Origin of the sequence: Pseudochelatococcus contaminans, assembly GCF_014195635.1 — a bacterium.
Lineage (GTDB): Bacteria > Pseudomonadota > Alphaproteobacteria > Rhizobiales > Beijerinckiaceae > Pseudochelatococcus > Pseudochelatococcus contaminans.
Genome location: NZ_JACICC010000005.1, coordinates 23121 through 45087 on the forward strand (window position 1 = coordinate 23121; position 21967 = coordinate 45087).

Consider the following 21967-nt stretch of genomic DNA (forward strand, 5'->3'; position numbering starts at 1 on the left):
GATGGAGCCTGTCTTTGCCATAGCATTCGGCGTGATGGTGGCCGTGGCCGCCTATCTTCTGATGTCGCGCAACGTGCTTCGAATCGTTCTCGGCCTGCTTGTTTTGGGTAACGCGGCGAACCTTTCGATCTTCACCGCGGGCCGGTTGGAGAGCCGCGTGCCACCGCTGGTTCCCGCCGGTGAAGCGGCATTGGCGGGCGGAGCCAACCCTCTGCCCCAGGCACTAATCCTGACGGCGATCGTGATCTCCTTCGCCCTGGTCGCATTCACCGTCGTTCTGTTCGAAAGCGCGCATCGCCGCCTCGGCACGCTCGACGCCGACGCCATGCGGGAAGCCGAGCCATTGCCACAGGCCACGACCAAGAAGTCCCGTAAGGTGGAGGAATCCGCCTGATGAGCGCGCACATCCTGCTAACGCTTCCCATCCTGTTTCCAGCTCTCGGAGTCGCTCTCTGCGCGCTGTTCTGGTCCAACAAACCTGTGCAACGCATCGTCAGTTTGGTTGCGAGCGTCGGGCTTCTTGGTTCGGCACTAGCACTCACGGCGGCGGTTTATGACGGGACCGTGCTCGCAACCAGTTTCGGTAATTGGGATGCACCGTTCGGCATAGTCTTCGTGGCCGATATGTTCGCGGCCGCAATGGTGTTGATCACCGGCATCATGGCCGTCGCCATTGGCATCTACGGTCTGAATGGCGATATCGAGCCCAGGGAAAATGCCTTCTATCACTTGCTCTACCAAGGCCTGCTGCTTGGCGTAACCGGCGCGTTCCTGACGGGTGATATTTTCAATCTCTATGTCTGGTTCGAGATCATGCTGATCTCGTCCTTTGGCCTGCTGGCGCTCGGCGGCACGCGCGCCCAACTCGATGCAGGCATCAAATATGTCACGCTGAACCTGATCGCGACGACGTTCTTTCTCATCACCGTTGCATTCCTCTATGGGATCACCGGCACGCTCAACATGGCAGATTTAGCCCGCGTGCTGCCGACTTTGGAAAATCAGGGGCTGGTCACGACGCTCGCCGTCATGTTCCTGATGGCCTTCGGTTCCAAGGCGGCGGTGTTCCCGCTCTTCTACTGGCTGCCGGCTGCCTATCACACCGCATCTGCTCCGATCGTCGCCATTTTCGCGGCTTTGCTCACCAAGGTCGGTGTCTACGCCATCATCCGCACCTTCACGCTGCTATTCGACGGCGATGCGGGCTATACGGGGCCGATCGTGGCGGGTATCGCCATCTTCACCATGGTGACGGGTGTTTTGGGCGCGGCGGCGCATTTCGACATCCGCCGCATCCTCTCCTTCCACATCATCAGCCAGATCGGCTACATGCTGTTCGGCATCGCCGTCGCTACACCGCTCGCTGTCGGCGGCTCGATCCTCTACGTTATCCACCACATCATCGTTAAGGCGAACCTGTTTCTGATCGCAGGGGTGATCGAGCGCGCCGGAGGCTCGTTCGATCTGAAAAAACTCGGCGGTCTCTATGCGAGCTTGCCGATGCTAGGTGTTCTTTTCCTAATCCCGGCACTGTCGCTCGCAGGTCTGCCGCCGCTCTCGGGCTTTTGGTCGAAATTCACAGTCATCAAGGCCAGTCTAGATGCCAACCATATCGCACTTGCCGTGTCGGGCCTGCTGGTCGGGCTTCTGACACTCTACTCGATGTTGAAGATCTGGAACGAGGCATTCTGGAAGGCCGCGCCAGCAAGTTCGGCTGAGCCCCTCCGCGCCTGGCAAGCCGATCGCAAGACCCGGCTCCTCATGCTCACGCCGATTGTGGCACTCGCCGCCATCACGCTTACCATCGGACTGTTCGCCGAACCCTTCGTGGACTTTTCGATGCGCGCCGGCGCTCAGCTCCTCGACAAGACCAGCTACATAGATGCCGTCTTCGGCCCTTCCCAAAATATCACGGAGGTAAACCCATGAGCGCGCTCCTCGCCTGGTTGCGGCTGACCGGCCTGTTCTTCAGAGACCTGGCGCTTTCGGTCAAGGACGTCGCCATCACCGTGATAGATCCGCATCGGCCAATCCATTCGGCCATTCTTGCTGTTCCACTTGATGTCAAAAGCGATGCGGGGATCACGCTTCTTGCCAACATGATCACGCTGACGCCCGGCACCACCAGCCTGCATGTCAGCGAAGACCGCAAGACGCTCTATTGCCATGTGCTCAACGCCTCCGATCAGAGCGTGGCCGACATCAAGAACGGCTTCGAACGCTGCGTGAAAGAGGTGCTGTCATGATGATCGAGACCGTTCAAACAGTCGGCACCGTCCTTACGGTCGCTCTGTTGCTCGCCGCGATGGTCTGCGCCGGCATCCGCATCGTGCGGGGACCGAGCGGGCCTGACCGCGTGGTCGCACTGGATCTGCTGGGGATCCTTGGCGTGAGCGCCGCCGGAATGGCCGTGATCGTATCGGGCTCAACCGCATTTATCGATATCGCGCTCGGCGTCGCTCTGGTCAGTTTCCTCGCCGCTGTCGCCTTCGCCGGCTTCATCGAACATGGCTCCATTGAAGAGGAGGAGGAACAATGACCGCCCTTCTTTCGGTTTTCTTCACTGTCTCCGGAGCGGCCATCTGCCTTCTCGCCGCTGTGGGGGTCCTCCGCTTGCCGGATTTCTTCATGCGCCTGCATGCCGCCACCAAGGCAGGCGTGGCTGGTTGCGGGCTTATCCTGGTCGGTGTCGCTTTCGCCGAGCCGTCTCCCGGCATGTGGATCAAGGTGGCGATCGCGGTAATTTTCCTGCTCATGACAACGCCGGTTGCCGGGCACCTACTTGCGCGCGCCGGCTATGTCGGCGGAGTGCCACTGTGGACAGGCACGCGAAAAGATCAGCTCCAAGGTGAACTTCGCCGAGGCAATTTCGACCGCCTGCCCGGCATCGAACCTCTTTACACAGGGTTCGATCAGGAGGTGTCAGGTCGGGAGCAAACACAGGCTCGTCTCCCCGCCATCAAAGACATCAGATTCGGTGTCATCCGCGATCAGGTGGATTTTGTTGCATCGCGAGCCCTTGCACTGGCCGACACGACAGGGATTAGGCCATCCGCACATGTCATAATCGATGAAGGCATGGTGGACGCGACCCGTGATCCGGCCAACACCCACGACGTCGTCGAGCGGTTTGCCCAACAGGCGCTTGAACAGCTCAATGCTCTGATCAGTCACGCAGGCCAGTCTGTCGATATCCGTACCGAGGAAGGCGATCCTGAAGATTTGCTCGCCGTAGCCGGAGGGGCCGACGTGCTGCTTCTCATGCCGTCGGAGGGGTGGTTCCATCATGGCGCGGACCTGCCCACGCCAGGTATGAGCTGGGGTCCTGATGGTCTTCTGCGCTTGCCCAGCCTGCACGGCGGCCCCGTTCTTTTCGTCGGCTCCCGTCCCGCTCCCGTGGACAATCAGCAGGTTGTAATCCGCGACGACGGGGCCGCGCACATTCTCGATGTCATCGAGTGGGCTCTGTCTAACGGGCTGTGGCGCAATCCGAAACTTCATCTGGTTTGGCAGGGAGACGAACTGCGTCAACAAGAGGTCGCGGCGATCGCCGTCAGATTCGGCGCTACGCTAACACTTCATCAGATGGCATCCGTCAAGCCAGGCGATTCCGAAATACCGGAGCACCTTGCGGGCGCTGATGCACTCATTTTGGGAAAGACGCCAAGGCCGTTGCGCACAAAATGGTACGGCCACAAATGGACCGAGAGAATCTCCCCCGGCTGGAAGGGAGAGGTTCTTCTCTTTGAAGACGCACTGGACGAAAGCACATTGCAGACGCGCTTTCGACTATCGGACGTCGGCATTGGACCGGCAACCCGCGTAACACAAAGGCTCGGTGAGGCGCTCAGCTTCACCGAGAACGAACGGCGGGCCATGCGACGGAATGGCGGTCAAAATGACAGTCCCGCCAGTGTCTCGGAAATCGTCGTAACATTGGCTAACGGCGCACATGCCGATGAGACTATCGATCAGGCCATAACGCTTGCAAGGACGCATCGTATTCCGCTGGTCGGGCTTGCTGTCGTCGACACGAAGATGTTGCGCTATGCCGGGCCCCTGCCTGTCGGAGGCATCTCCTACGCGGCCAATCTGAGACGCAACCTCCTCGAGAAAGCACGACGTTCTCTGGCGGACACCGTTCAGTCGTTTGAACAGCGCGCTCAAACAGCGGGCGTTTCCTTCTCCCTTTTCATGGAAGAAGGCGATCCGGTGAAAATATTGCGGACCAGGCAACGTCCGCGAACGCTCATGCTTATCGGCCGCGATAGCTGGTTCGACCATGGCGTCGGTGAAGGCCGCGCCAATCCGCTGGAATATCTCGCGCGGCGAGGAATATATCCGCTCATCAGCGTCGCGAAATCACCAGACGAAGTCCAGACGATCAGTTTCGTTCATGATGGCACCCCACACAGTGACAGGATGTTGCAGTGGTTTTTAGCTACCAACCCATGGCCGGAGGCCAAGCTGCGCCTGCTTCCGGATCCAGCCATTCGTGACGAGGAAATCGACGCGGCGCGCAAAATTTCAGCTGCAACCCTCGAGATGGAAGAGGAACGCGGAGACGTATTCTCTAAACGCTCACAGCGACCGGACGTCCTGATTTTTGGAAATGAAGGACATGTCGGATGGATCAATCGTGCCCGAGCGATTTCCCGTCCCGATTATTCCGACATTCCCATAGTCGTTTTCGGTTGAGTTGATGCCATGAGATTGCGACTCTCCAGTGAACGAATTCGCTTGGAGAGTGATGGCGTGCGAGAACGATCGACAGGATTGCCCGTTGCGGTCCGGCTGCCAGTAATCGCGGCGGCGATGATCTTCTTCGTCGCTGTCGCTTCAACGCAAACCGCGATCTTCTTCATGGGCCGACAAACTGATCGACAGGTCGAGACGTTCGGACAGATTTATCTGGACGGGCTTTCCGCATCACTGTTGCCTCACGCAACTGCGAACGATGGGAGTTCCATACGCGCGACCTTGGAACGGGCGCTGATGTTCCATGAAGGCATAATCGATCGGCGACTGACATTCATCGACAGCCGCGCGGGAACGGTCATCGAAGCTATGCGCCCCGAAATCAATGCCGCCGAAACTGTCCCTGTCGACGTGCTTGCGGATGGGAACGGCTTTTCCAGATCTGACGATGGTACAATCTGGATCTGGCGACAGTTGACGGGCAGCGAGGGAAAACGCCTCGGAACCATTCTGGCAAATCTGGACATATCCTCATTCGAGGACGAACGATCGTCTATTCGGTGGCTATTGCTTATCATTGATCTGGTGTTCAGCGGTGCATGCGCGATCATCGGCTTCTTCATGGTTCGGCGTATGCAGCGCCCCATGGCAACGGTCGCGCAGCATCTCTACGATGCCGCTCTTGGCATGCCTCGGCCCATCGCTCTGCAAGAGATTCCTGGCGACGACGTTCAAGCCGAGCGCATGATGCACGCCTTCAACGCCTTGGCGCACGCAGCGAGCGAGAGAGAGAGCTTGCTTGCCCATCTGGCGGATCAGCAGCGTGAAGCCGATCTCGGCCGGCTGACGGCCACGATAGCGCATGAAGTGAGGAACCCGCTTGGAGGAATGCGTACAGCCATCAGTACGCTGAAGCGTTTCGGTGATCGAGACCAGCCGCGCGGTGAAGCAGTCGAGTTCCTCGAACGGGGCATTGTCGCGCTTGAACACGTGGTTGACGCAACATTGGAGAATTATCGCGCCCGGCCTGAATGGCGTCCGCTTTCGAGGCAGGATTTCGAAGACCTCCATCTGCTTGTTGAAGCCGACGGTCGATCCCGAGAGGTGGCTGTGGCGCTAAACATTCACATGCATGAAACCGTCGCGGTCGCGGCGCTGGAGGTGCGCCAGGTTGTCCTGAACCTGCTCCTCAACGCGGTGCGCGCGTCATCGAAAGGCGATACAGTGACGTTGGATGCGCGGATCCATGAGGATGAGCTTGTCGTAACTGTCGAAGACCAGGGCAGCGGCCTAGACTGCGGCATTGCGCACGCAATGGAAAGTGGCGTAATCGAAACCGATGGTCCCGGCCTCGGTGTGGCCGTGATTATACGTCTCGTCGAACGTCTTCAGGGCCATGTTGCCATCGCTTCCACCCCTAACCAAGGCACCCGAATTACGCTCCATTTTCCCCTGCAGGACAGGAGGACCAACACATGAGCGCGACAAGCTCAAAAATACTGATCATCGAAGACGACCCCATCCTGGGCGGCGCGATCTATCAACGACTGGAACTTGAGGGCTTCGAGCCTGTGTGGGCGCAGAGCTGCGCTGAAGCGATTGCTGCTCTGAAACGAGGCAAGCCCGATTTTGTGTTGTCGGACATCGTTTTGCCGGACGGGTCTGGCGAGGACGTCTTCAGGAAGGCGCAGCCTTGGCTTGGCGACACGCCGATCTTGTTCGCGACCGCCTTCGGCGAAATCGATCAGGCGGTGCGGCTGGTCAAGGCTGGCGCCGATGACTATCTGACAAAGCCCTATGACGTGGACGAACTCGTTGAGCGCATTCGGCAACGCCTAATCCATCGAGCCAGCCGCTCGGAGAAAGCGGAAACGGATGCGTTTGCGCTGTCACCGGTAACCACAACGATCGCGGAACAATTGCACAAGGCCGCCGCTACGAACCTTCCGATACTGCTCACCGGAGAAACCGGCGTCGGGAAGGAGGTCGCCGCGCGATATCTTCACGCGCACTCGTCCCGCTCTGGCTCGCCTTTTGTCGCAGTCAATTGTGGTGCAATCCCTCACGACCTTCTGGAGAGCCAGTTTTTCGGTCACGAACGAGGCGCCTTCACCGGAGCCGTCCATGGGCACGTTGGCTACTTTGAAGAAGCGGCGGATGGCACACTCTTGCTGGACGAAATCGGCGAGCTCGATGCGCGTCTTCAAACAGCCCTGTTGCGTGTGCTCGAAAACGGACAATTTCGGCCTGTAGGAGCGAGGCAGGACAAGACATTCGCCGGTCGTGTCATCGCAGCTACCAACGCCGACCTTGGCCAGTTGCGCTTGGACCGCAAATTCCGCGCCGACCTCTATTATCGACTGTCGGTGATCGAGATTCCGTTACCCCCGCTTCGTGAGCGACGGGGCGAGATCGAGCCCTTGGCACAGCGGTTCCTAAAGGAGTTTTCTTCGGAAAGCGGTCCTGATCTCAAATTGTCCAGTAACGCCTTGCAAACCCTTCTACGCCACGGCTGGCCAGGGAATATCCGAGAGTTACGCAATCGACTCCAAAGAGCCGCCGTATTTGCCAGAAGCGACATGCTGGAAGCCGCAGAGATTTTCCCGGAAACACGATTGAACGAGACCGAAGAGGAAGAAGACACGCTTGCTGATGTGAGGCAACGTGCGGAAGCCGAATTGATCGAACGGGCGCTGCTTGCGTCTCACGGCCGGATCGGCGAGGCCGCAAAGCAACTGGGCATTTCGCGGACAACGCTTTGGAAGCGGCGAGGAAAATCGAAGCAGTGATGTTTGGCCACGATTGATCTGGTGGCCCTTCATTACACATTCCCATCCAATGCGCACTCGCCAAAGCCCACAACTGGAGCCGAGTTGGAAATGATGCCTCACGAGCGTCATCTCGGAAGGGCATGTGCGACGCTCAGTCAGAACTTGTCCATTTGGCGACGACCTCGGCCGACGGCGACGTATGCCCCCCCTGATCCGCGTCGCTGTGAATATGGACCGGCCTATGATGCACACAGATCACCGTCAGATAATGCATCGCGCCGTCATAATCTGCGGCAATCCGGTCTCCGGGCGATGGAAGAGAGACAAAAGTGTACTCGCCCCAATCTTGCGATTTGTCCCGAATGGACCCTCTCTCAACCATCAATCTGGCCGCAAATGTCATCTTCCGGTTCCTCGATCATGTTCGCGCCTGCAAACCCCGTCTGATAATATGCACGATAGCGCAGCCGACAATCTTCGCCAACAGGCTCAGCTTAATGCCATGCGCTCGGACGTGACCACGGCTGATCTGCCATTTCGATTGGTCATCCAGACCTCAATATTCAAAACAACAGCGGGTTTCGCAAACAAGATGGGCTGCGAAGAACGTACGGTGTACGGATACGACTAAACAATATTGGGAGTCCGACAATGAGAGTAGTCATTTGCGGCGCTGGTCAAGTCGGCACGACAATAGCCAAGCACCTTGCAAGCGAGGGTATGAACGTCACCGTTGTTGACACGGATCCAGATTTGATTCGGCGCGTCGACGAAAGCTACGACGTTCGTGGCGTGGTAGGGCATGCCTCGCATCCCAGAACGCTTCGCAAAGCAGGCGCCCAGGAAGCCGACATGCTGATCGCCGTCACCCGGTCGGACGAAGTCAATATGGTTGCCTGTCAGATGGCCTATTCGCTGTTTGGCGTCAAACGGCGGATCGCAAGACTGCGACACGCCGGCTATCTTGAACAAGATAAGTCGGGTCTCTACGCCGCCGAACACCTTCCGATCGACATCATCATTTCTCCCGAAATAGAGATCGCTGAAGGCATTGCGCGCCGGCTCCGCACACCGGGAGCTTTCGATATGGTCCCGATGGCGAACAAGCAAGTCATATTGCTAGGCATACACGCCGAGCAACCACATTGCCCCGTCGTTGGTCAACGCATTCTCGACATTTCGGAAGGTGACCAGTTCGACGGCATGTCGATTGTCGCGGTTGTCCGCAAGGGTCGCAGCTTTGTACCCGATGAGCATGACCGGATCGAGATCGGCGACGATGTTTATGTGATCGCCAAGTCAAACAAAGTGACAGATGTCATGGTGGCCTTTGGCCACAAGGAGCGGGAGGCCAGAAGTATCGTGATTGTCGGCGCGGGGAATATTGGCCTGCATTTGGCAAAAAAAATCCGGAAGGCCTCCCCGAAAATCGATATCAAGATCATCGAGCAAGATCGCGAACGCGCAGAGCATGTGTCGGCCGAGCTTGGGTCTGGAGCGATCGTTCTGCACGGCGATGCATTGGACGGGGTGCTTCTCGAGGATGCCCAAGCAGGCCTCGCAGAAACCATCGTCGCGGTCACGAACGACGATGAGGTCAACATTTTCGCTTCTGTTTTGGCTAAGCAGGCCGGTTGCAAGCGCGCCATCAGCCTCGTTAACAAGCGAACCTACGAGACCCTGATCCCGACGCTCGGCATAGACGCGGTAGTGAATCCAAGCGCGGTGACAATTTCCACCGTTTTACGGCATGTCCGTCGCGGCTCCATCGCTGCCCTATACACATTACGTGAGGACTTTGGCGAGGTCATCGAAGCGGAGATTACCGAGCAATCGAGACTTTTGCTCCGCCCGCTTGATCAACTGGGCCTGCCGCGAGGAATGAAAATTGGGGCGGTTGTCAGAGATGGCGAGGTCTTGATCCCAAGAAAGGATACTCATTTGCAGATCGGTGATCATGTAGTGGCGCTTGTCACCTATAGCTACCTCCAGCTCGCCGAGGCATTGCTTGGTGCGGAGACGAAGCGTGCCTGATACTCAATCCCGCCGTCTAAAGGCGCCTCTTCACACCGTCTCAGGCTTTGGAATCCGGCCTATCCTGTTTCTAATCGGATGGGTGCTAATGGCTACGGCCGGAATGATGGTGTTCCCGATGCTCGTCGATGTCTACTCTGGCAGCCCTGCCTGGCGGGCCTTCGCTGTCGCATCTGTATTTTCCGCAGGGATCGGAGCTTCACTCACATTCAGAAACCGCGGATCACTGAGGGCAGGACTGACGCTGCGGCAAGCGTTCATGCTGACCCCGCTTAGTTGGTTCAGCGTTGCCGCGGTCAGCGCGATGCCGTTCTTTTTCTCTGATTATGGCATCGTCAGTCGCAGCCTCGCTGATTCCGTGTTTGAGGCGGTGTCCGGAATAACGACCACCGGCGCCACAGTGATCGCTGGGCTGGACGACGCGCCTCCCGGATTGTTGCTTTGGCGCGCAATCCTTCAATGGATGGGAGGAATTGGGATCATCGCAACCGCGATTGCGATCCTACCCGCCCTGGGCATCGGTGGAATGCAACTTTTCCGCACGGAGTCATCCGATCGTTCCGAAAAGGCAATGCCGCGGGTCCGCCAAATCGCGAAGACCATCGGTGCAATCTATCTCGGGCTGACGTTGCTCGCTACACTCACTTATTGGCTTGCAGGGATGCAGTTGTTCGATGCGGTTGCGCATGCGCTGACCTCGATTGCAACCGGCGGCTATTCCACGTCGGACGGCTCATTCGGGACCTGGGAAGCGAATGGCATCCAGTGGTTCGCAACCGCCTTCATGCTTGCGGGAAGCATCCCATTCGTTCTCTATGTCCGTCTCGTCGCTGGCGACCATATGGCGCTTTGGGATCGTCAGGTCAGAACCATGCTGACATTTCTCGCGTTGGTGATCCTGCTGATGGGATTATGGCTTGCGCTTTCAGGTCAGTACGCGATTGAACCCGCCTTCCGTCATGCCGCGTTCAATGTGGTGTCGGTTGTAACCACGACCGGTTATGCCACCGTGGACTACGCCGCCTGGGGTAACGTAGCGATAGGTGTTTTCTTCGGTCTTACCTTCATTGGAGGTTGCACTGGCTCTACGGCGGGTGGGATTAAGATTTTCCGCTTCGAAGTCATGGCGGTAATGCTGAAGGCGCACTTCATGCGCCTTCTTTTTCCGCGCGGTGTTTTTCCTCGTTCCTACGCGGGACGCCCTCTCGACGACGAAATAATCGGCTCAGTCGTCGCGTTCTTCGCAGTGTTCTTCATGTGTTATTTGTTCCTTACCATAGGATTGATGGCCTTCGGCCTTGATTTTCTGACAAGCGCTTCAGGCGCCGCGACTGCCTTGTCTAACGTTGGACCGGGCCTGGGCGATATCATCGGCCCCGCTGGCAATTTTTCTTCCTTGCCTGATGGCGCAAAATGGCTCCTTTCGTTCGGGATGCTCCTCGGGCGTCTTGAGCTCTTTACCGTGCTGGTTCTGTTTGTTCCTCGATTTTGGCGAAGCTAGTGTCCCAACGTAGATTGCGAGTGGCCTTCTGCTTTGGCATAGTGGTCACGCGAACTCTCTCAAGAGGACATGCAACCCCGCCGAGGCAGCCACCAGCCAAAGTGCTTCGTCCCAATAATTGAACCCGCGGGTCGGGAACCTGTCCCTCTTGAACAGGGCTATGGCGGCAGAAAGAAGTGCGGACAGGGCCAGCCAACCGTCCGGGCCGACTGTGCGACCAACCTCGCTGAACGACCCCAGAATGACCGAGATGACCAGCTTAAGCCCAAACCGGCCGACCGTGGCACGGGATTTCTGATCGAGTTGGTTACTCATTATCGATTAGATCCACCTCGTGATTCCAACAACGGCAGGGTCATCACCCGCACCAGCACAGCGAGCCCGATCAGCAGCCGTGAACCTCTTTGACGTCTCTGCCCCAGCTCGGTACGGCCATCACTGCCTTCGCGAACTCCGGCTCAAAGAACGCCGTTGTGTCGTCGGGAATCCCGAGGACGCCGCGGTCAAACTCCAACAAGGTTCTGCTCTATGAAATCAACGGCGGTTCTTGTGCTGTCCTCCGATCGAATGGCGGCACCCAGCTCGGCTGCGCGGACGCGCATCGCGGGATCGTCCATGAGGCGGAAAGCGGCGGCGAGATCATCGGCGCTCATGGCGCGCTTGTCGAGCGGCTTCGGCCCCACCCCAAGAGCGACCACCCGGCGGGCCCAGAAGGGCTGGTCGCCGAAGAAGGGGCAGACTGCCGTCGGCTTGCCGGCTCGCAGCGCAGCCCCCGTGGTCCCGGCGCCGCCGTGATGGAGCGTGGCATGCATGAGCGGAAAAAGCCGGTCGTGCGGCGCGCCAGTGATGACGTGGATATTTTCGCTCGGCTCGATCCGCCCGAGCGCGCCGCCCACGGTGGCGAGCAGGCCCCGTTTGCCCGCTAGCCGCAGCCCCTCGACCACCAGACTCGCCATCCGTTGCGGATCAACGCCCGGCATGCTGCCGAAGCCGACATAGATCGGAGGCTCGCCGGCCGCGAGGAAAGCGGCAAGCTCGCCGTCAGCGTTCCAGTCCGGCGTGTCGAGAAACCAGTAGCCGGTCACCGCAACACTTGCACCCCAGTCGTGCGGCTTCGGCAGGACGTGCGGGCTATAGCCGTAGAGCGTGCCGGCGAGTGATGCGGCCTTGCCGCGAGCGGGAAGTCCGAGCCTTTCCGCTCGCCATTTGCGAATCGTCTTCGCGAACATGATGCTGCCGCCATGAATCATCAGTGAATGGCTCGCCCGATTGAGCGGGCCAAGCGAGGCAAAGGGGAGAACCGGCGTCGGAAAGGCCGCAGTCGGAGTGAAGCCCGGCAAAGGCGACGCGAGGAAGAGGGGGACGCCGAGCTTCGCCGCGATGTGAGGGGCCCCTAGCGCCTTGGGGTGGAACAGAATTGCGTCGGGAGAGTGCGACCGGGCGGCTTCCCACTCGGCGTCGAGCAGTCGCCGGCTGATTTCTCGGTAGAATTTCAGCAGCTTGAAGCCTGCGCCGAAGCCGGTGCCGGACTTACTGATCATCCTTTTCGCCTCGGCCGAGTCGAGCACTGCGAGAAACTCGGCTGGCAGCGGCGCGAAAGGTACACGTTCCGCTTCCGCCAAGTCTTTGAATTGAGCCGGCGCGACGATCAACACCTCGTGGCCCCGCCTCTGAAGCTTGCTGGCGAGCGCCAAATAGGGCTGCGTGTCGCCGCGCGTGCCCAACGTATGGATAGCAAAGCGCATCTGCTGCCTTTCCGACCTATACCGATACCGGCTGCAATGTTCGCCGGCCGGCGAAACATGATTCAGCTCGATCTGTCGCGGCCGCTGCTGGAATTAGTCACAAAGCCGACGACACCGAAGAGAAAGAAGACACGCTTGCCGATGGGAGGCAACGTGCGGAATCCGACGCCGCTGTCGTCGGATCAGGCGGCGCGGTGGCGGGATGACGTGACGATCACCTCACGTTTGGCGAATTCGGTCTTGGCGCGGAGTATCGACCGACGGGTCGCGCCCTTTCCGAGCCAGTCTCGCAAACCGGCGTCCTTCGTGACGGCATCGCCAACTGTCTTGAGGATGATGTCGCTGATGGCCTGCTGCTGTGCGCGAAGGTGATCTTCCAGGAGCTTGTGCCGGGTAATGTAGCCAGCGTTCACACCCGGAATGGAATGATTCATGAGCATGCGCGCGTCCAGTTCGGACACACCCGCAGGCGTGGCAACGGTGCGGAAAGTCTGGCGCAGGTCATTGCCCCACTTCGACAGCGTTGCTCGATCCTCCTTCTGTTCGACAAGATGACCGTCTGCGCTGTCGGCGGGGAAAATCCACTCCTTAGCCTCAAATGGATGCATCTGCCGGCCAAAATGCATGGCCCGCATTAGACACAAGATCATCTGTCGCGACAGCGGAATGTCGAAGGCGCGATCCGCGCCACCCTTCGGTCTTGGGACCTGGAGGACGCGGCGGCGCAGATCTAGGTGGATCGGCTTGGCTTCCTTAAGCGCGGCGGGCCGGCAAGCGGAGAGCAGAGTGAAGAGGTGGAACTCGCGACGGATTGGATTGTCGATCGCGCCGAGCTCGATGAACCAGCCTTTGAGATCAGTAAGGCCCATGCCCGTGTCGCGGCGCTTCTCTCCGTTCCAATCGATGCTGCCAACCGGATTATCAGCGGGCAATTCACGATTGGTCTTCCGGGCATGATTATAGATCGCCCGCAAAGTGCGCATGCTGCCGTTGGCGATGTAAGGGCCGTTCTCGGCCGTGATCGCATCATGCTTGATTGCGACCTTCGCCGGATCATTGCCCAACTCGATCAGTGGCGTGTCTAGCCACTCCGTGAATATCCGCTCGACATGATCGCGATAGCTCTCGATAGTGCGCTCGCTACGGTTCTTGCGTGCCATGTAAACCTTGTATCGCGCCCACGCCTCGCGAAGCGTGACGCCTAAGATTGTTTGAGCTTCGGCCCTCTCGACGTCGGCGGCAGTCGAGGCTTTCACGGCCCGCTCTTCGCTCTTGGGGTGCTGACCTCGGCTGATCTGAGCGAGGTATTCTCTGGCTATAGCGCGCGCCGCTCGCGTGGAGAATTCGGTCGTGTCTCCGACAGCCACCCGAATCGTAGAGGCTCGCTTGCCTTGCTCGCGTAGATCACCCTGAACGGTGAAGGTTTTCTTCCGAGCGCCGACGACAAGGAAGAACCCCTTTAATTCGGTGTCTCGGACAATGTAGCGCCCGTTATCGGGCGGCGGCAGCCGTTCGATGGTTTTGTCGTTGAGGAGGATGCGGAGGTCGGCCATAGCGCTGCTGCCAATTTCTGAAACGGTTTTTGAAACGGTTTTGGTGGAACGATTGATCTACAGGTCTGCGCTCGCCACAACCCGACAATATCCGATAAGCGCATGTGTCTCAACATATTTTCAGAAATTAGGGAAAGTTAGGAGGGCTGTAAAGCACAGCCGCGTGGACGTATCTCTAAACTACGAATCTGGGGGTCAGAGGTTCGAATCCTTTCGGGCGCGCCATTTTTAAAATTGATTAAGCAAAACCAACACGTTACAAGGCGGATTGTCAAATTACCCTATGGGATTTGGCAGGTTTTGCTCACCCTAAACCCTTGCCATTGCCTTTGCGGGAAGTTCCTTCAATCCGGCCGCCATCGTGTAGTGTGTGACCTCGGCGAGCGTCTTGTGACCGCTGATAGCCATGATCTCTTGCGGTAAAGCCCCTGACTCGGCGAATCGCCTGCAAGTCGTCTTGCACAATCCTCGCGCCATGCGGCGACAGTCTGTCCGGCAAATCGACCACGATAACTTCCTCCCGGAACCTGTTGCCAAAGCCTGCCGCCGTGAAGTCTTCCCCTGCCCGGTCATCAAAAACACCAGCGTATCCTTTGACGTCTGCGCCAATGGGCTTGTAGCCAGGGATGCATGGGAATCATGGCCTCCTGTCCGGTCTTCTCTTGCGTGTCCGCAAGGCACTGGTCATCTCATTGACCGATGGAGGGCAGGATGCTGTGCGGCTCGGCCTGCGCGTTTCGGGGCTTCCCAACACCTTGCAACAGGAAGTGCAAACACTTGAGAAGCAAGGTGCGCGCGTGGCATTGAAGGTGGTCGGACTGGTGCCCGGCGCCGACCGGGTGGACAGCATCATGAACCCCAAATGGATCAAGCCCTGTCTGGAGAATGGTCGCCAGCGCGGTGAAGCTGATGTCGCCGAAATGCGCACTTTCTGGAACGGCTGACAAGAATCCTGCGTTGCCATATCCGGTGAACAACGGCGAATTGACAGAGTAATATCCCCGGCCGGCGGAAACCGGCCGGGGATATTTGTTGTTATCAGAACTTGATCGACATACGGCCGATGGCGTCGTGACGAACGTAGTCCTTGGCGATCTTGGCGTTATATTCGGCACGCAACTCGATCTGGTCATTGCTGAAGAACTGCACGCCGGCGCCAACATTGAGGTACCGATCCTCCATCTTGTGAGTGGAGGTGAATTTCGGCGTGCCCATGCCGAAGCCGACCTTTGTATCCAGATCAGGATTACTCAGGAACGTCGCTCCGATCGAGGCGAAGGGACGCAGCCACGTCTTCTCGTCGATGTCGATGCGCGTGCCGACTTCTACGGACGGGGTGCCGGCGAGCGTCCAATTTTTCATCGTACCGAAGTGGATCGGGAGCATGAAGCTGCCCTGGCTGACGAAGCTTGGACTGTAAGTGTGAATGACGTCCAGATCGAGAGAGGGACGGACGTAGAACCGCCCCATCGTCAGTTCGTAGGCAGCGCGGGCGCGGGCGGCGCCGACCCACACGTCCCTGTTGGAGGAAGCGAACCCGTCATGATGGGCAATGGTGATGTGGTGATTGGTGTCGAACGAGCCGTAGCCGAGATGCCCCGAAACCGAGAACAGCCACGGACCCATCTGACGCTTCAGCGCCGCCGAAACATCGCCCCCCTTGCCATCGCTCTTCAGGTGGCCGCTGTTGCTGCGGGATTCGCTGGAGGAATAGGCCCCGGTCACACCGAAGAACCAGTCCTTCGCCACTTCAAACTGCCCGCCGATGCGGTAGGAGAACTGATCCTGCTTGAAGCCATCCGTCCCCCGGTCCGCGGTCTTCTTCGCGAAGGAGCCGGATACGCGGCCCCACACGCACTGCGTCTCCCCAATGCTCACGCCGCTGTCGATAAAGACGGGGCAACTCTGGACGGCATTCAGCGAAACGAGAGCGCCATTCGTCTGTGCGGCAGCCACCGTGGCGTATTTGGATGGATCAAGGGTGGTTATGGCCGTCTCATACTGCTGCTTCGACTGGATGTGGGCCACAGCGCCGAAAAGGTTGGCCAGCGGCGCAGCATGCGTTCCATCGTCCCATATCGTCTGGAAGTTGTTCAGCATCGCACGATGCTGGGAATCAAGCGCGATGCCCTGGCTGTCCGCGCTGGCGGAAAAGTTCGCCACCGGAGCGATGGACTGGCCGCCTTCCGTAACCTTCCATGAAATCGGACTGGCCGCGTTTGCAGTAACAGAATAAGCATTTTCACTCAGTTTTACGCCGAATATCCTGTAATTGCCCGGCAGAATACCATTTATGACATTCGGTTTCACGGCTCCTTTTATGTGCAGTTCACCGAAGCCCGACGCCACTGTCATGGTGTCATTGCTGAGCTGCCCATCGGTCGTGGCGTTGACATCGACAAGCAACGTGCTGCCTGCAATCATGTTTACCGCACCATAGACCGTAAAACCCGTGATATTGTTCACGCCGCCGATGTCCAGTGTGCCGCCTTGAAAGATATCCAACCAGTTAGAACCAGCATCAGCGTTCTTGACGCCCAGATTGACGGAGCTATTGTTTCCGGTCTGATAGTAACCGCCATTCTCCACCCGGACCTTATTTTGTCCGTTAGGATCGCTGTAATGCGCAAGATCGATGCCGCCGATCACCTTGCCATGGATCGTGACGAACTCGGACCCGCTGCGGCCGGCAATGGCGAGGCCCGAAAGCGCCGAGACGGTGGCTCCACTCTCAATGATGATATTGTTCCGATTGGCCTCATCGTTGATTGATGCCCCATGGACGCCGCCGTCAACCCGGATACCAGCGCCTCGCTCGCCGCCGCCGCCGACGAACTCGCCGCCGTCCAGCCTGATATAGATGGGGCCACCGTTTCCATCTTTATCGATCGCGCCCCCGGTATCCTGCTTGCCGCTCTGGGCCAGGATTGCATAGGCGTTCTCGCCCGTGGCGTGGATCGAGCCCCGGTAAAGAATATCGATCCTTCCGCCGCTGCCGGTTGAATCGGGCCGCTTGGCGTATTCTCCCCTGGGAACAGTATAATTCTCGGCATTTGTCCAAGCGCCGCCACCGCCGCCGAGCGATTGCGCATAAATGCCGTGCGCGCCCTTGCCGGTCGTCGTGATCGAAGCCCGGCCGTTGTTGTCCCATGAACTGACCGTGACGTGCCCGCCATCGCCGTGGGCGTTCCCATTGCTCACCATTGTTCCGGTTGAGGATTCCGGAATACGACCGAGGTAGCCGCCGCCACCGCCGACCGACTGCGCGAAAATACCGACTGCGCCATCACCCGATGTCTTGATGCTTTCCCAAGTGTCATACAAGATGACGTGAACGTTACCGCCATGGCCGCCGACCCCGTTCTTACCGCCGAGGGAAAACGTATGGCCGTGATCCTTGTCGAACTTGCCTGTCTTGCTGAACAGACCGCCGCCCGCGCCAACCGATTGCGCGAAGATGCCAAAAGCAGCCTCACCGGTGGTCTCGATACGGCCACTATGGTTTACATCGACCTGCCCGCCATCACCACCAGATCCGCCCGAGCCGCCTATATTGACAGTGAAGCTGGCTTCCTCAAGCACCGCATCGAGAGCCTTTTCGTTCTTTTTTTTCTTATCTTTGTCGGTTCCGACGCCGCCGGCGCCACCCTCGTTAATCAGTATATCCTCTTTATCTCCTTTGTCGTTGGTCGTGCTGCCGACCGTGTTAATGCCACTGATCACATTCGCGCCGGCCGCGCCCAGGATTTTGGAAATCTTCTCCGCTAAATCCATTGAGGTCTTTAACGCGTCATTGTCGTCTTCCGTGTTCTCGCCGAGATTGACCTTCGCCGCACCGCCGCCGCCGCCGATGGATTGGGCGACAATCGCATGGGATTCGATGCCGGACGTAACCACGGAAGAACCGCCATCAGCGGTGACCTGGACCAAGCCGCCATGGCCGCCGGAACCGCCGGAACCGCCAAGACCAATATTGGCGGTGAATTTCTTTGTTTCAGGACTGGTCGCGCCTGCGCCAAGGCCACCGCCGCCGCCAACCGCATGCGCGAAGATGCCCCAGGAAGCATCGCCCTTTGTCTCGATGCCGGCTTGATTGAGAACCGTTACATGGCCGCCGTCGCCACCATCGCCCCCGCTGCCGCCGATGGTAAGATTGATATTGTATTTATTCGAGCCCTTCTTGGTCGATGACGCACCGTCGCCACCGGCGCCGCCACCGCCGCCAATCGATTCCGCGAAGATGCCATAGGACAAATTGCCATATGTGATGATGTGGCCACTGGGGTCATTTTGGATGTTTACGTCACTGCCGTTGCCGCCATGGCCACCATGGCCGCCGAGCGTGAAATCGACCGAGAATGAAGGGTATTCCTTCACGTCTGGATTCTTGAGGTTATCCATCAGCTCATTGTAATCCTTAATGAGCTTTGATCCCTTGAGCCCGTTGAGGATCGGATCAAGACCACCTGTATTATCAATGATTTCTGCGAACTTTGAAATTACTTCGTAGTCGTTTTTGAGGTTATGGTCTTCAACCCATTTATTGAAATCATCATAATGAATGACCTTCTTGATCTCATCCAGGAACTGCCCGCCGATATCGGGAATATCATCTTTCTTCGCCGTTAACGTGCCACCCGTGCCGCCGCCGCCGCCGACCGATTGCGCGAAGATGCCATGCGAGCCATCTGCCCAGGTGCGGATCGTGCCGCCAATATTTTTGACAGTGACTGCCGCGCCACTGCCGCCGCCGCCGCCCTCGCCGCCAACACTAATCTTGAGGCTTTGGTTGCCATCGGCGGCTGTGTAGTAGCCGCCGCCGTCACCGCCGCCGCCGCCGGTCGACTGCGCGAAGATGCCGTGAGAATTCGCACCGTAGGTCTCGATCAACCCCTTGTTCTCTATATACATGTTACCATCGACGGACCCGCCGTTGCCGCCCTTGCCGCCGACGCTGACAGAAGCGGCCGCCAGATCGGACAAGGGCAGGTTCTTCATCAACTTGCTGATGGTATCGCCGAACAGGAGCCCTGTGCCTGCACCGGTATCGGCCTTGCCGCCGCTACCGCCGCCGCCGCCGACCGACTGCGCGTAGATGGCTGGCGCGAAGGTGCCGCGTGTCGTGATGCTGCCGCTGTTGCGGACCTCAACCGGCCTGCCTGCGCCGCCAGAGGCGCCCGAACCGCCGATCGCAACGGCGACTGCTGCCGTGACCGATTTGCCGAAGCTGTAGATATCGACACGGGACGTTGCATCGCCGCCGGAGCCACCGCCGCCGCCGACCGATTGCGCGAAGATGCCGCTCGCACCCGCCCCCGAGGTTTCAATATGGTTGGTATTGCTGACAAGAACATCCCGGCCGTGACCGCCGCTGCTACCAGAGCCGCCGATCGAGACGGAGCCGCCGCCTGCATAGCGGGCCGCGGAAACCGTCCAGCTCGTCGCGCTGCCGCCATCTCCGCCGCCGCCGCCGACCGATTGCGCGTAGATGCCATGCGCGTTCACGCCAAGGGTGGTGATATCGGCATAGTTGTCGACGAAGACCTTGTTGCCGTCTCTGCCAGTGCCGCCCTTGCCACCGATAGCGACGGCGGCGGTAACGGCAGGAAACTCTCCGGCGCCGAACGCGGCAGCCGCGGAGAAGGCGTTGCCGGCAGCGCCGCCGCCGCCGCCAATGGCCTGCGCCTGAATACCATAGGAGTTGCCGCCGGTTGTCTTGATAACGGACTTGTTCTTGGCGTGAACTTCGCCAGGGCCGCCGCCGTCGCCGCCCGAACCGCCGATAGCAACGGAAACCGCCCCGACGAAGCCGGCCGAAATGGAAGTCGCGCTGCCGCCACGTCCGCCGCCGCCGCCGATCGATTGCGCCACGATAGCCGGAGCCGATTCACCGGTTGTTTCGATGCGGCCTGCCGGGCTGCCGCCCGCCGTGACCCCTTCGTTAATGACGACCTGCCCGCCACCGCCGCCGTTGCCGCCATTGCCGCCCAAGGCAACGGCGACGAAGATGCCGGACGCCGTGCTATCGCCGCCGGTTCCTCCTAGACCACCGATGCTATGGGCGGAGATGCCGGGCGCGCCATCGCCCCGTGTGATGATCGTGCCGCTGTTTGCGGCGTAGACGTCGCGGGCCAAGCCGCCGCCGCCGCCGTTGCCAGCGTTGTTATGAAATATGCCATGGCCGTCGCCGCCTTTTGCGTCGCCGCCGCCGACACCGAAGTAGCCGCCTCCCGATCCGCCGCCGAGGCTGGCGGCCAGAATACCGGCAGCCCCTTGACCTTCCGTCGTGATGTAGCCGGCTCCACGATGACTGCCGTTGTCATCGCTGAATTCCGTGGCATTGACCACCTTGACCCACTGTGCATCGCCGCTGTGACCGCCGGAACCGCTATGGTTGATACCGGCGTAGTCTACACCGCGGCCACCGGCTCCCCCCACCGAATAGGCGGCGATGCCATGACTGTTGGTGCCATATGTGTGAATGGTGCCGGAGTGCAGCACCTCGGTTACCTGCTGGATATTGCCCCCGTGTCCGCCAGACTGGTCGCCGGCGCTTATGTTGCCGTTGTTTATCGACCCCACACCGCCCAGATTCTGCGCAACGATCGCCGGAGAGTCATTCCCCCTGGTTGTAATGGTGCCGGAAGCGTGGACCCATACCCCGTTGGCATCGCCACCCGGAGAGGGATGCATCCCACCGGTGCTGACGTTATGAACGGTTCCGGCATAGGCGCCGACTGATTCAGCAACGAGCCCGGGCGCATTGTTGCCTTGTGTGGAAATGGAAGGATTCCCGGCGCCGTAGAAATTCACATGAACGGGCCCGCCATTTCCACCGTATGGATTTCCGCTGGTGTTTCCACTACCGGCATCACCGCCGGCGGACGAGGCCCAGAAGCCCGCAAAATTATTGCCCTGGGTCGATATCGAAGCATTCAGGTTGACTATAACCTCCTGGCCACTTGCGCCTTCTGCGCGGAAAGTTTGGTAAGTATGTCCGCCGGGCCAACCATCCATACCGTGACCGCCCTGGCTGTAGACCAACACAAGCGGAGTAACCCTCACACTCCCGAAACGCTCCTCATTCACATTTTTTGTCTGCCCCCACTGGTTGGTGGCGACGATATCAAGCCCTTTCGAGAGGTCCCTGTCTGCCGCAGTGCCTGCAATATTGCCTGTCAGGCTCAGGTTGATTTTCCCGCCCAAGCCCGGAGCAATGTCGTGCGATCCGCCTGTGGACCAGACCACAAACACCGGCCAATGTGTGCTATTTCCATCGCTGTTGAAATTCTCACCGATATTAAAGTCCACACCGTTTCGATGCGATCCATCCTTGGTTAAAGCTTGTCCATAGCTAATATAACGGTTAGGGTCGTGCGTATAGTTAGCATCTGTCGCATATACTGGTGTCGCGATATGCGCAATTCCCAACATAAGAGCTATCGTACTGACTCCAGAAGAATTAACACCGAATAATTTTCTGCAAACTTGAGGATTTTGCATATTATATCTCCATTGCCTAAATATTGGCATCAACTTCGCGGCTATTTCAGGAAAACGTAATACCGCATGGTAATTTTTCCCTAACATCGAAAAATTTCACATCAATGACTTTCATTGACATTGATGAATAACGATCAATTTGCTTTTAAAATTGACGGAAAT

General features: G+C 58.7%; 15 protein-coding genes. 10 read left to right on the forward strand and 5 right to left on the reverse strand.

The window, feature by feature from the left end; genetic code table 11:
- Position 1: 1 nt before the first annotated feature.
- From FHS81_RS10765 to FHS81_RS10795, 7 genes are read left to right on the forward strand one after another with little or no spacing between them, the layout of a single operon-like run.
- The gene (locus tag FHS81_RS10765; protein ID WP_183752851.1) at positions 2–394 is read left to right on the forward strand and encodes an NADH-quinone oxidoreductase subunit K; all 393 of its coding nucleotides are present in this window, start codon (positions 2–4) and stop codon (positions 392–394) included.
- Positions 394–1929 carry a proton-conducting transporter transmembrane domain-containing protein gene (locus FHS81_RS10770; RefSeq protein ID WP_183752853.1) on the forward strand — a complete coding sequence of 512 codons (1536 nt, stop codon included), beginning with the start codon at positions 394–396 and terminating at the stop codon, positions 1927–1929. The genes FHS81_RS10765 and FHS81_RS10770 overlap by 1 nt, the downstream gene beginning before the upstream one ends.
- A complete protein-coding gene (locus FHS81_RS10775) occupies positions 1926–2246 on the forward strand; it encodes a Na+/H+ antiporter subunit E (RefSeq protein WP_183752855.1) in 321 nt (106 codons plus the stop codon). The genes FHS81_RS10770 and FHS81_RS10775 overlap by 4 nt, the downstream gene beginning before the upstream one ends.
- Positions 2243–2539: an MrpF/PhaF family protein gene (locus FHS81_RS10780; RefSeq protein ID WP_210281650.1), complete on the forward strand. Its 297-nt coding sequence runs from the start codon at positions 2243–2245 to the stop codon at positions 2537–2539. Before FHS81_RS10775 ends, FHS81_RS10780 begins: the two co-directional genes overlap by 4 nt.
- Positions 2536–4698 carry a monovalent cation/H(+) antiporter subunit G gene (gene mnhG / locus FHS81_RS10785; protein WP_183752857.1) on the forward strand — a complete coding sequence of 721 codons (2163 nt, stop codon included), beginning with the start codon at positions 2536–2538 and terminating at the stop codon, positions 4696–4698. Before FHS81_RS10780 ends, mnhG begins: the two co-directional genes overlap by 4 nt.
- Positions 4699–4755: 57 nt before the next feature.
- A complete protein-coding gene (locus FHS81_RS19270; RefSeq protein ID WP_183752859.1) occupies positions 4756–6177 on the forward strand; it encodes an ATP-binding protein in 1422 nt (473 codons plus the stop codon).
- Positions 6174–7487 (forward strand): sigma-54-dependent transcriptional regulator, encoded by a 1314-nt coding sequence (locus tag FHS81_RS10795; protein ID WP_183752861.1) that lies wholly within the window; start codon positions 6174–6176, stop codon positions 7485–7487. Before FHS81_RS19270 ends, FHS81_RS10795 begins: the two co-directional genes overlap by 4 nt.
- A gap of 133 nt (positions 7488–7620) precedes the next feature.
- On the opposite strand, the gene FHS81_RS10800 is transcribed toward FHS81_RS10795, so the two are convergent.
- Positions 7621–7872: a hypothetical protein gene (locus FHS81_RS10800; protein WP_183752863.1), complete on the reverse strand. Its 252-nt coding sequence runs from the start codon at positions 7870–7872 to the stop codon at positions 7621–7623.
- A gap of 248 nt (positions 7873–8120) precedes the next feature.
- Here FHS81_RS10800 and trkA point away from each other — a divergent pair, with 248 nt between their 5' ends.
- A complete protein-coding gene (gene trkA / locus FHS81_RS10805; RefSeq protein WP_183752865.1) occupies positions 8121–9503 on the forward strand; it encodes a Trk system potassium transporter TrkA in 1383 nt (460 codons plus the stop codon).
- Between the two features lie 88 nt (positions 9504–9591).
- Complete coding sequence (locus FHS81_RS10810; protein WP_183752867.1) at positions 9592–11004, forward strand: TrkH family potassium uptake protein; 1413 nt, start codon at positions 9592–9594, stop codon at positions 11002–11004.
- A gap of 45 nt (positions 11005–11049) precedes the next feature.
- On the opposite strand, the gene FHS81_RS10815 is transcribed toward FHS81_RS10810, so the two are convergent.
- From FHS81_RS10815 to FHS81_RS10825, 3 genes are all read right to left on the reverse strand, one after another.
- The gene (locus FHS81_RS10815; protein WP_183752869.1) at positions 11050–11319 is read right to left on the reverse strand and encodes a hypothetical protein; all 270 of its coding nucleotides are present in this window, start codon (positions 11317–11319) and stop codon (positions 11050–11052) included.
- 188 nt (positions 11320–11507) lie between these two features.
- Complete coding sequence (locus tag FHS81_RS10820) at positions 11508–12749, reverse strand: glycosyltransferase (protein ID WP_183752871.1); 1242 nt, start codon at positions 12747–12749, stop codon at positions 11508–11510.
- A gap of 182 nt (positions 12750–12931) precedes the next feature.
- Positions 12932–14302 (reverse strand): integrase arm-type DNA-binding domain-containing protein, encoded by a 1371-nt coding sequence (locus FHS81_RS10825; protein ID WP_183752873.1) that lies wholly within the window; start codon positions 14300–14302, stop codon positions 12932–12934.
- A gap of 626 nt (positions 14303–14928) precedes the next feature.
- Here FHS81_RS10825 and FHS81_RS10830 point away from each other — a divergent pair.
- Positions 14929–15246, forward strand: coding sequence for a hypothetical protein (locus FHS81_RS10830; protein ID WP_183752875.1), 318 nt, complete (start codon positions 14929–14931; stop codon positions 15244–15246).
- A 94-nt stretch (positions 15247–15340) separates the two neighbouring features.
- On the opposite strand, the gene FHS81_RS10835 is transcribed toward FHS81_RS10830, so the two are convergent.
- Positions 15341–21892 carry an autotransporter outer membrane beta-barrel domain-containing protein gene (locus FHS81_RS10835; RefSeq protein ID WP_183752877.1) on the reverse strand — a complete coding sequence of 2184 codons (6552 nt, stop codon included), beginning with the start codon at positions 21890–21892 and terminating at the stop codon, positions 15341–15343.
- Positions 21893–21967: the final 75 nt, after the last annotated feature.

Bases quoted from the DNA above. Each gene is read 5' to 3' on its own strand.
- FHS81_RS10780 (WP_210281650.1), top strand. From the start codon at position 2,243: ATGATGATCGAGACCGTTCAAACAGTCGGCACCGTCCTTACGGTCGCT.
- FHS81_RS10835 (WP_183752877.1), bottom strand. From the start codon at position 21,892: ATGTTAGGGAAAAATTACCATGCGGTATTACGTTTTCCTGAAATAGCC.
- FHS81_RS10795 (WP_183752861.1), top strand. From the start codon at position 6,174: ATGAGCGCGACAAGCTCAAAAATACTGATCATCGAAGACGACCCCATC.
- FHS81_RS10765 (WP_183752851.1), top strand. From the start codon at position 2: ATGGAGCCTGTCTTTGCCATAGCATTCGGCGTGATGGTGGCCGTGGCC.
- FHS81_RS10830 (WP_183752875.1), top strand. From the start codon at position 14,929: ATGCATGGGAATCATGGCCTCCTGTCCGGTCTTCTCTTGCGTGTCCGC.
- FHS81_RS10825 (WP_183752873.1), bottom strand. From the start codon at position 14,302: ATGGCCGACCTCCGCATCCTCCTCAACGACAAAACCATCGAACGGCTG.
- FHS81_RS10770 (WP_183752853.1), top strand. From the start codon at position 394: ATGAGCGCGCACATCCTGCTAACGCTTCCCATCCTGTTTCCAGCTCTC.
- FHS81_RS10820 (WP_183752871.1), bottom strand. From the start codon at position 12,749: ATGCGCTTTGCTATCCATACGTTGGGCACGCGCGGCGACACGCAGCCC.
- trkA (WP_183752865.1), top strand. From the start codon at position 8,121: ATGAGAGTAGTCATTTGCGGCGCTGGTCAAGTCGGCACGACAATAGCC.
- FHS81_RS10810 (WP_183752867.1), top strand. From the start codon at position 9,592: ATGGCTACGGCCGGAATGATGGTGTTCCCGATGCTCGTCGATGTCTAC.
- mnhG (WP_183752857.1), top strand. From the start codon at position 2,536: ATGACCGCCCTTCTTTCGGTTTTCTTCACTGTCTCCGGAGCGGCCATC.
- FHS81_RS10815 (WP_183752869.1), bottom strand. From the start codon at position 11,319: ATGAGTAACCAACTCGATCAGAAATCCCGTGCCACGGTCGGCCGGTTT.
- FHS81_RS10775 (WP_183752855.1), top strand. From the start codon at position 1,926: ATGAGCGCGCTCCTCGCCTGGTTGCGGCTGACCGGCCTGTTCTTCAGA.
- FHS81_RS10800 (WP_183752863.1), bottom strand. From the start codon at position 7,872: ATGACATTTGCGGCCAGATTGATGGTTGAGAGAGGGTCCATTCGGGAC.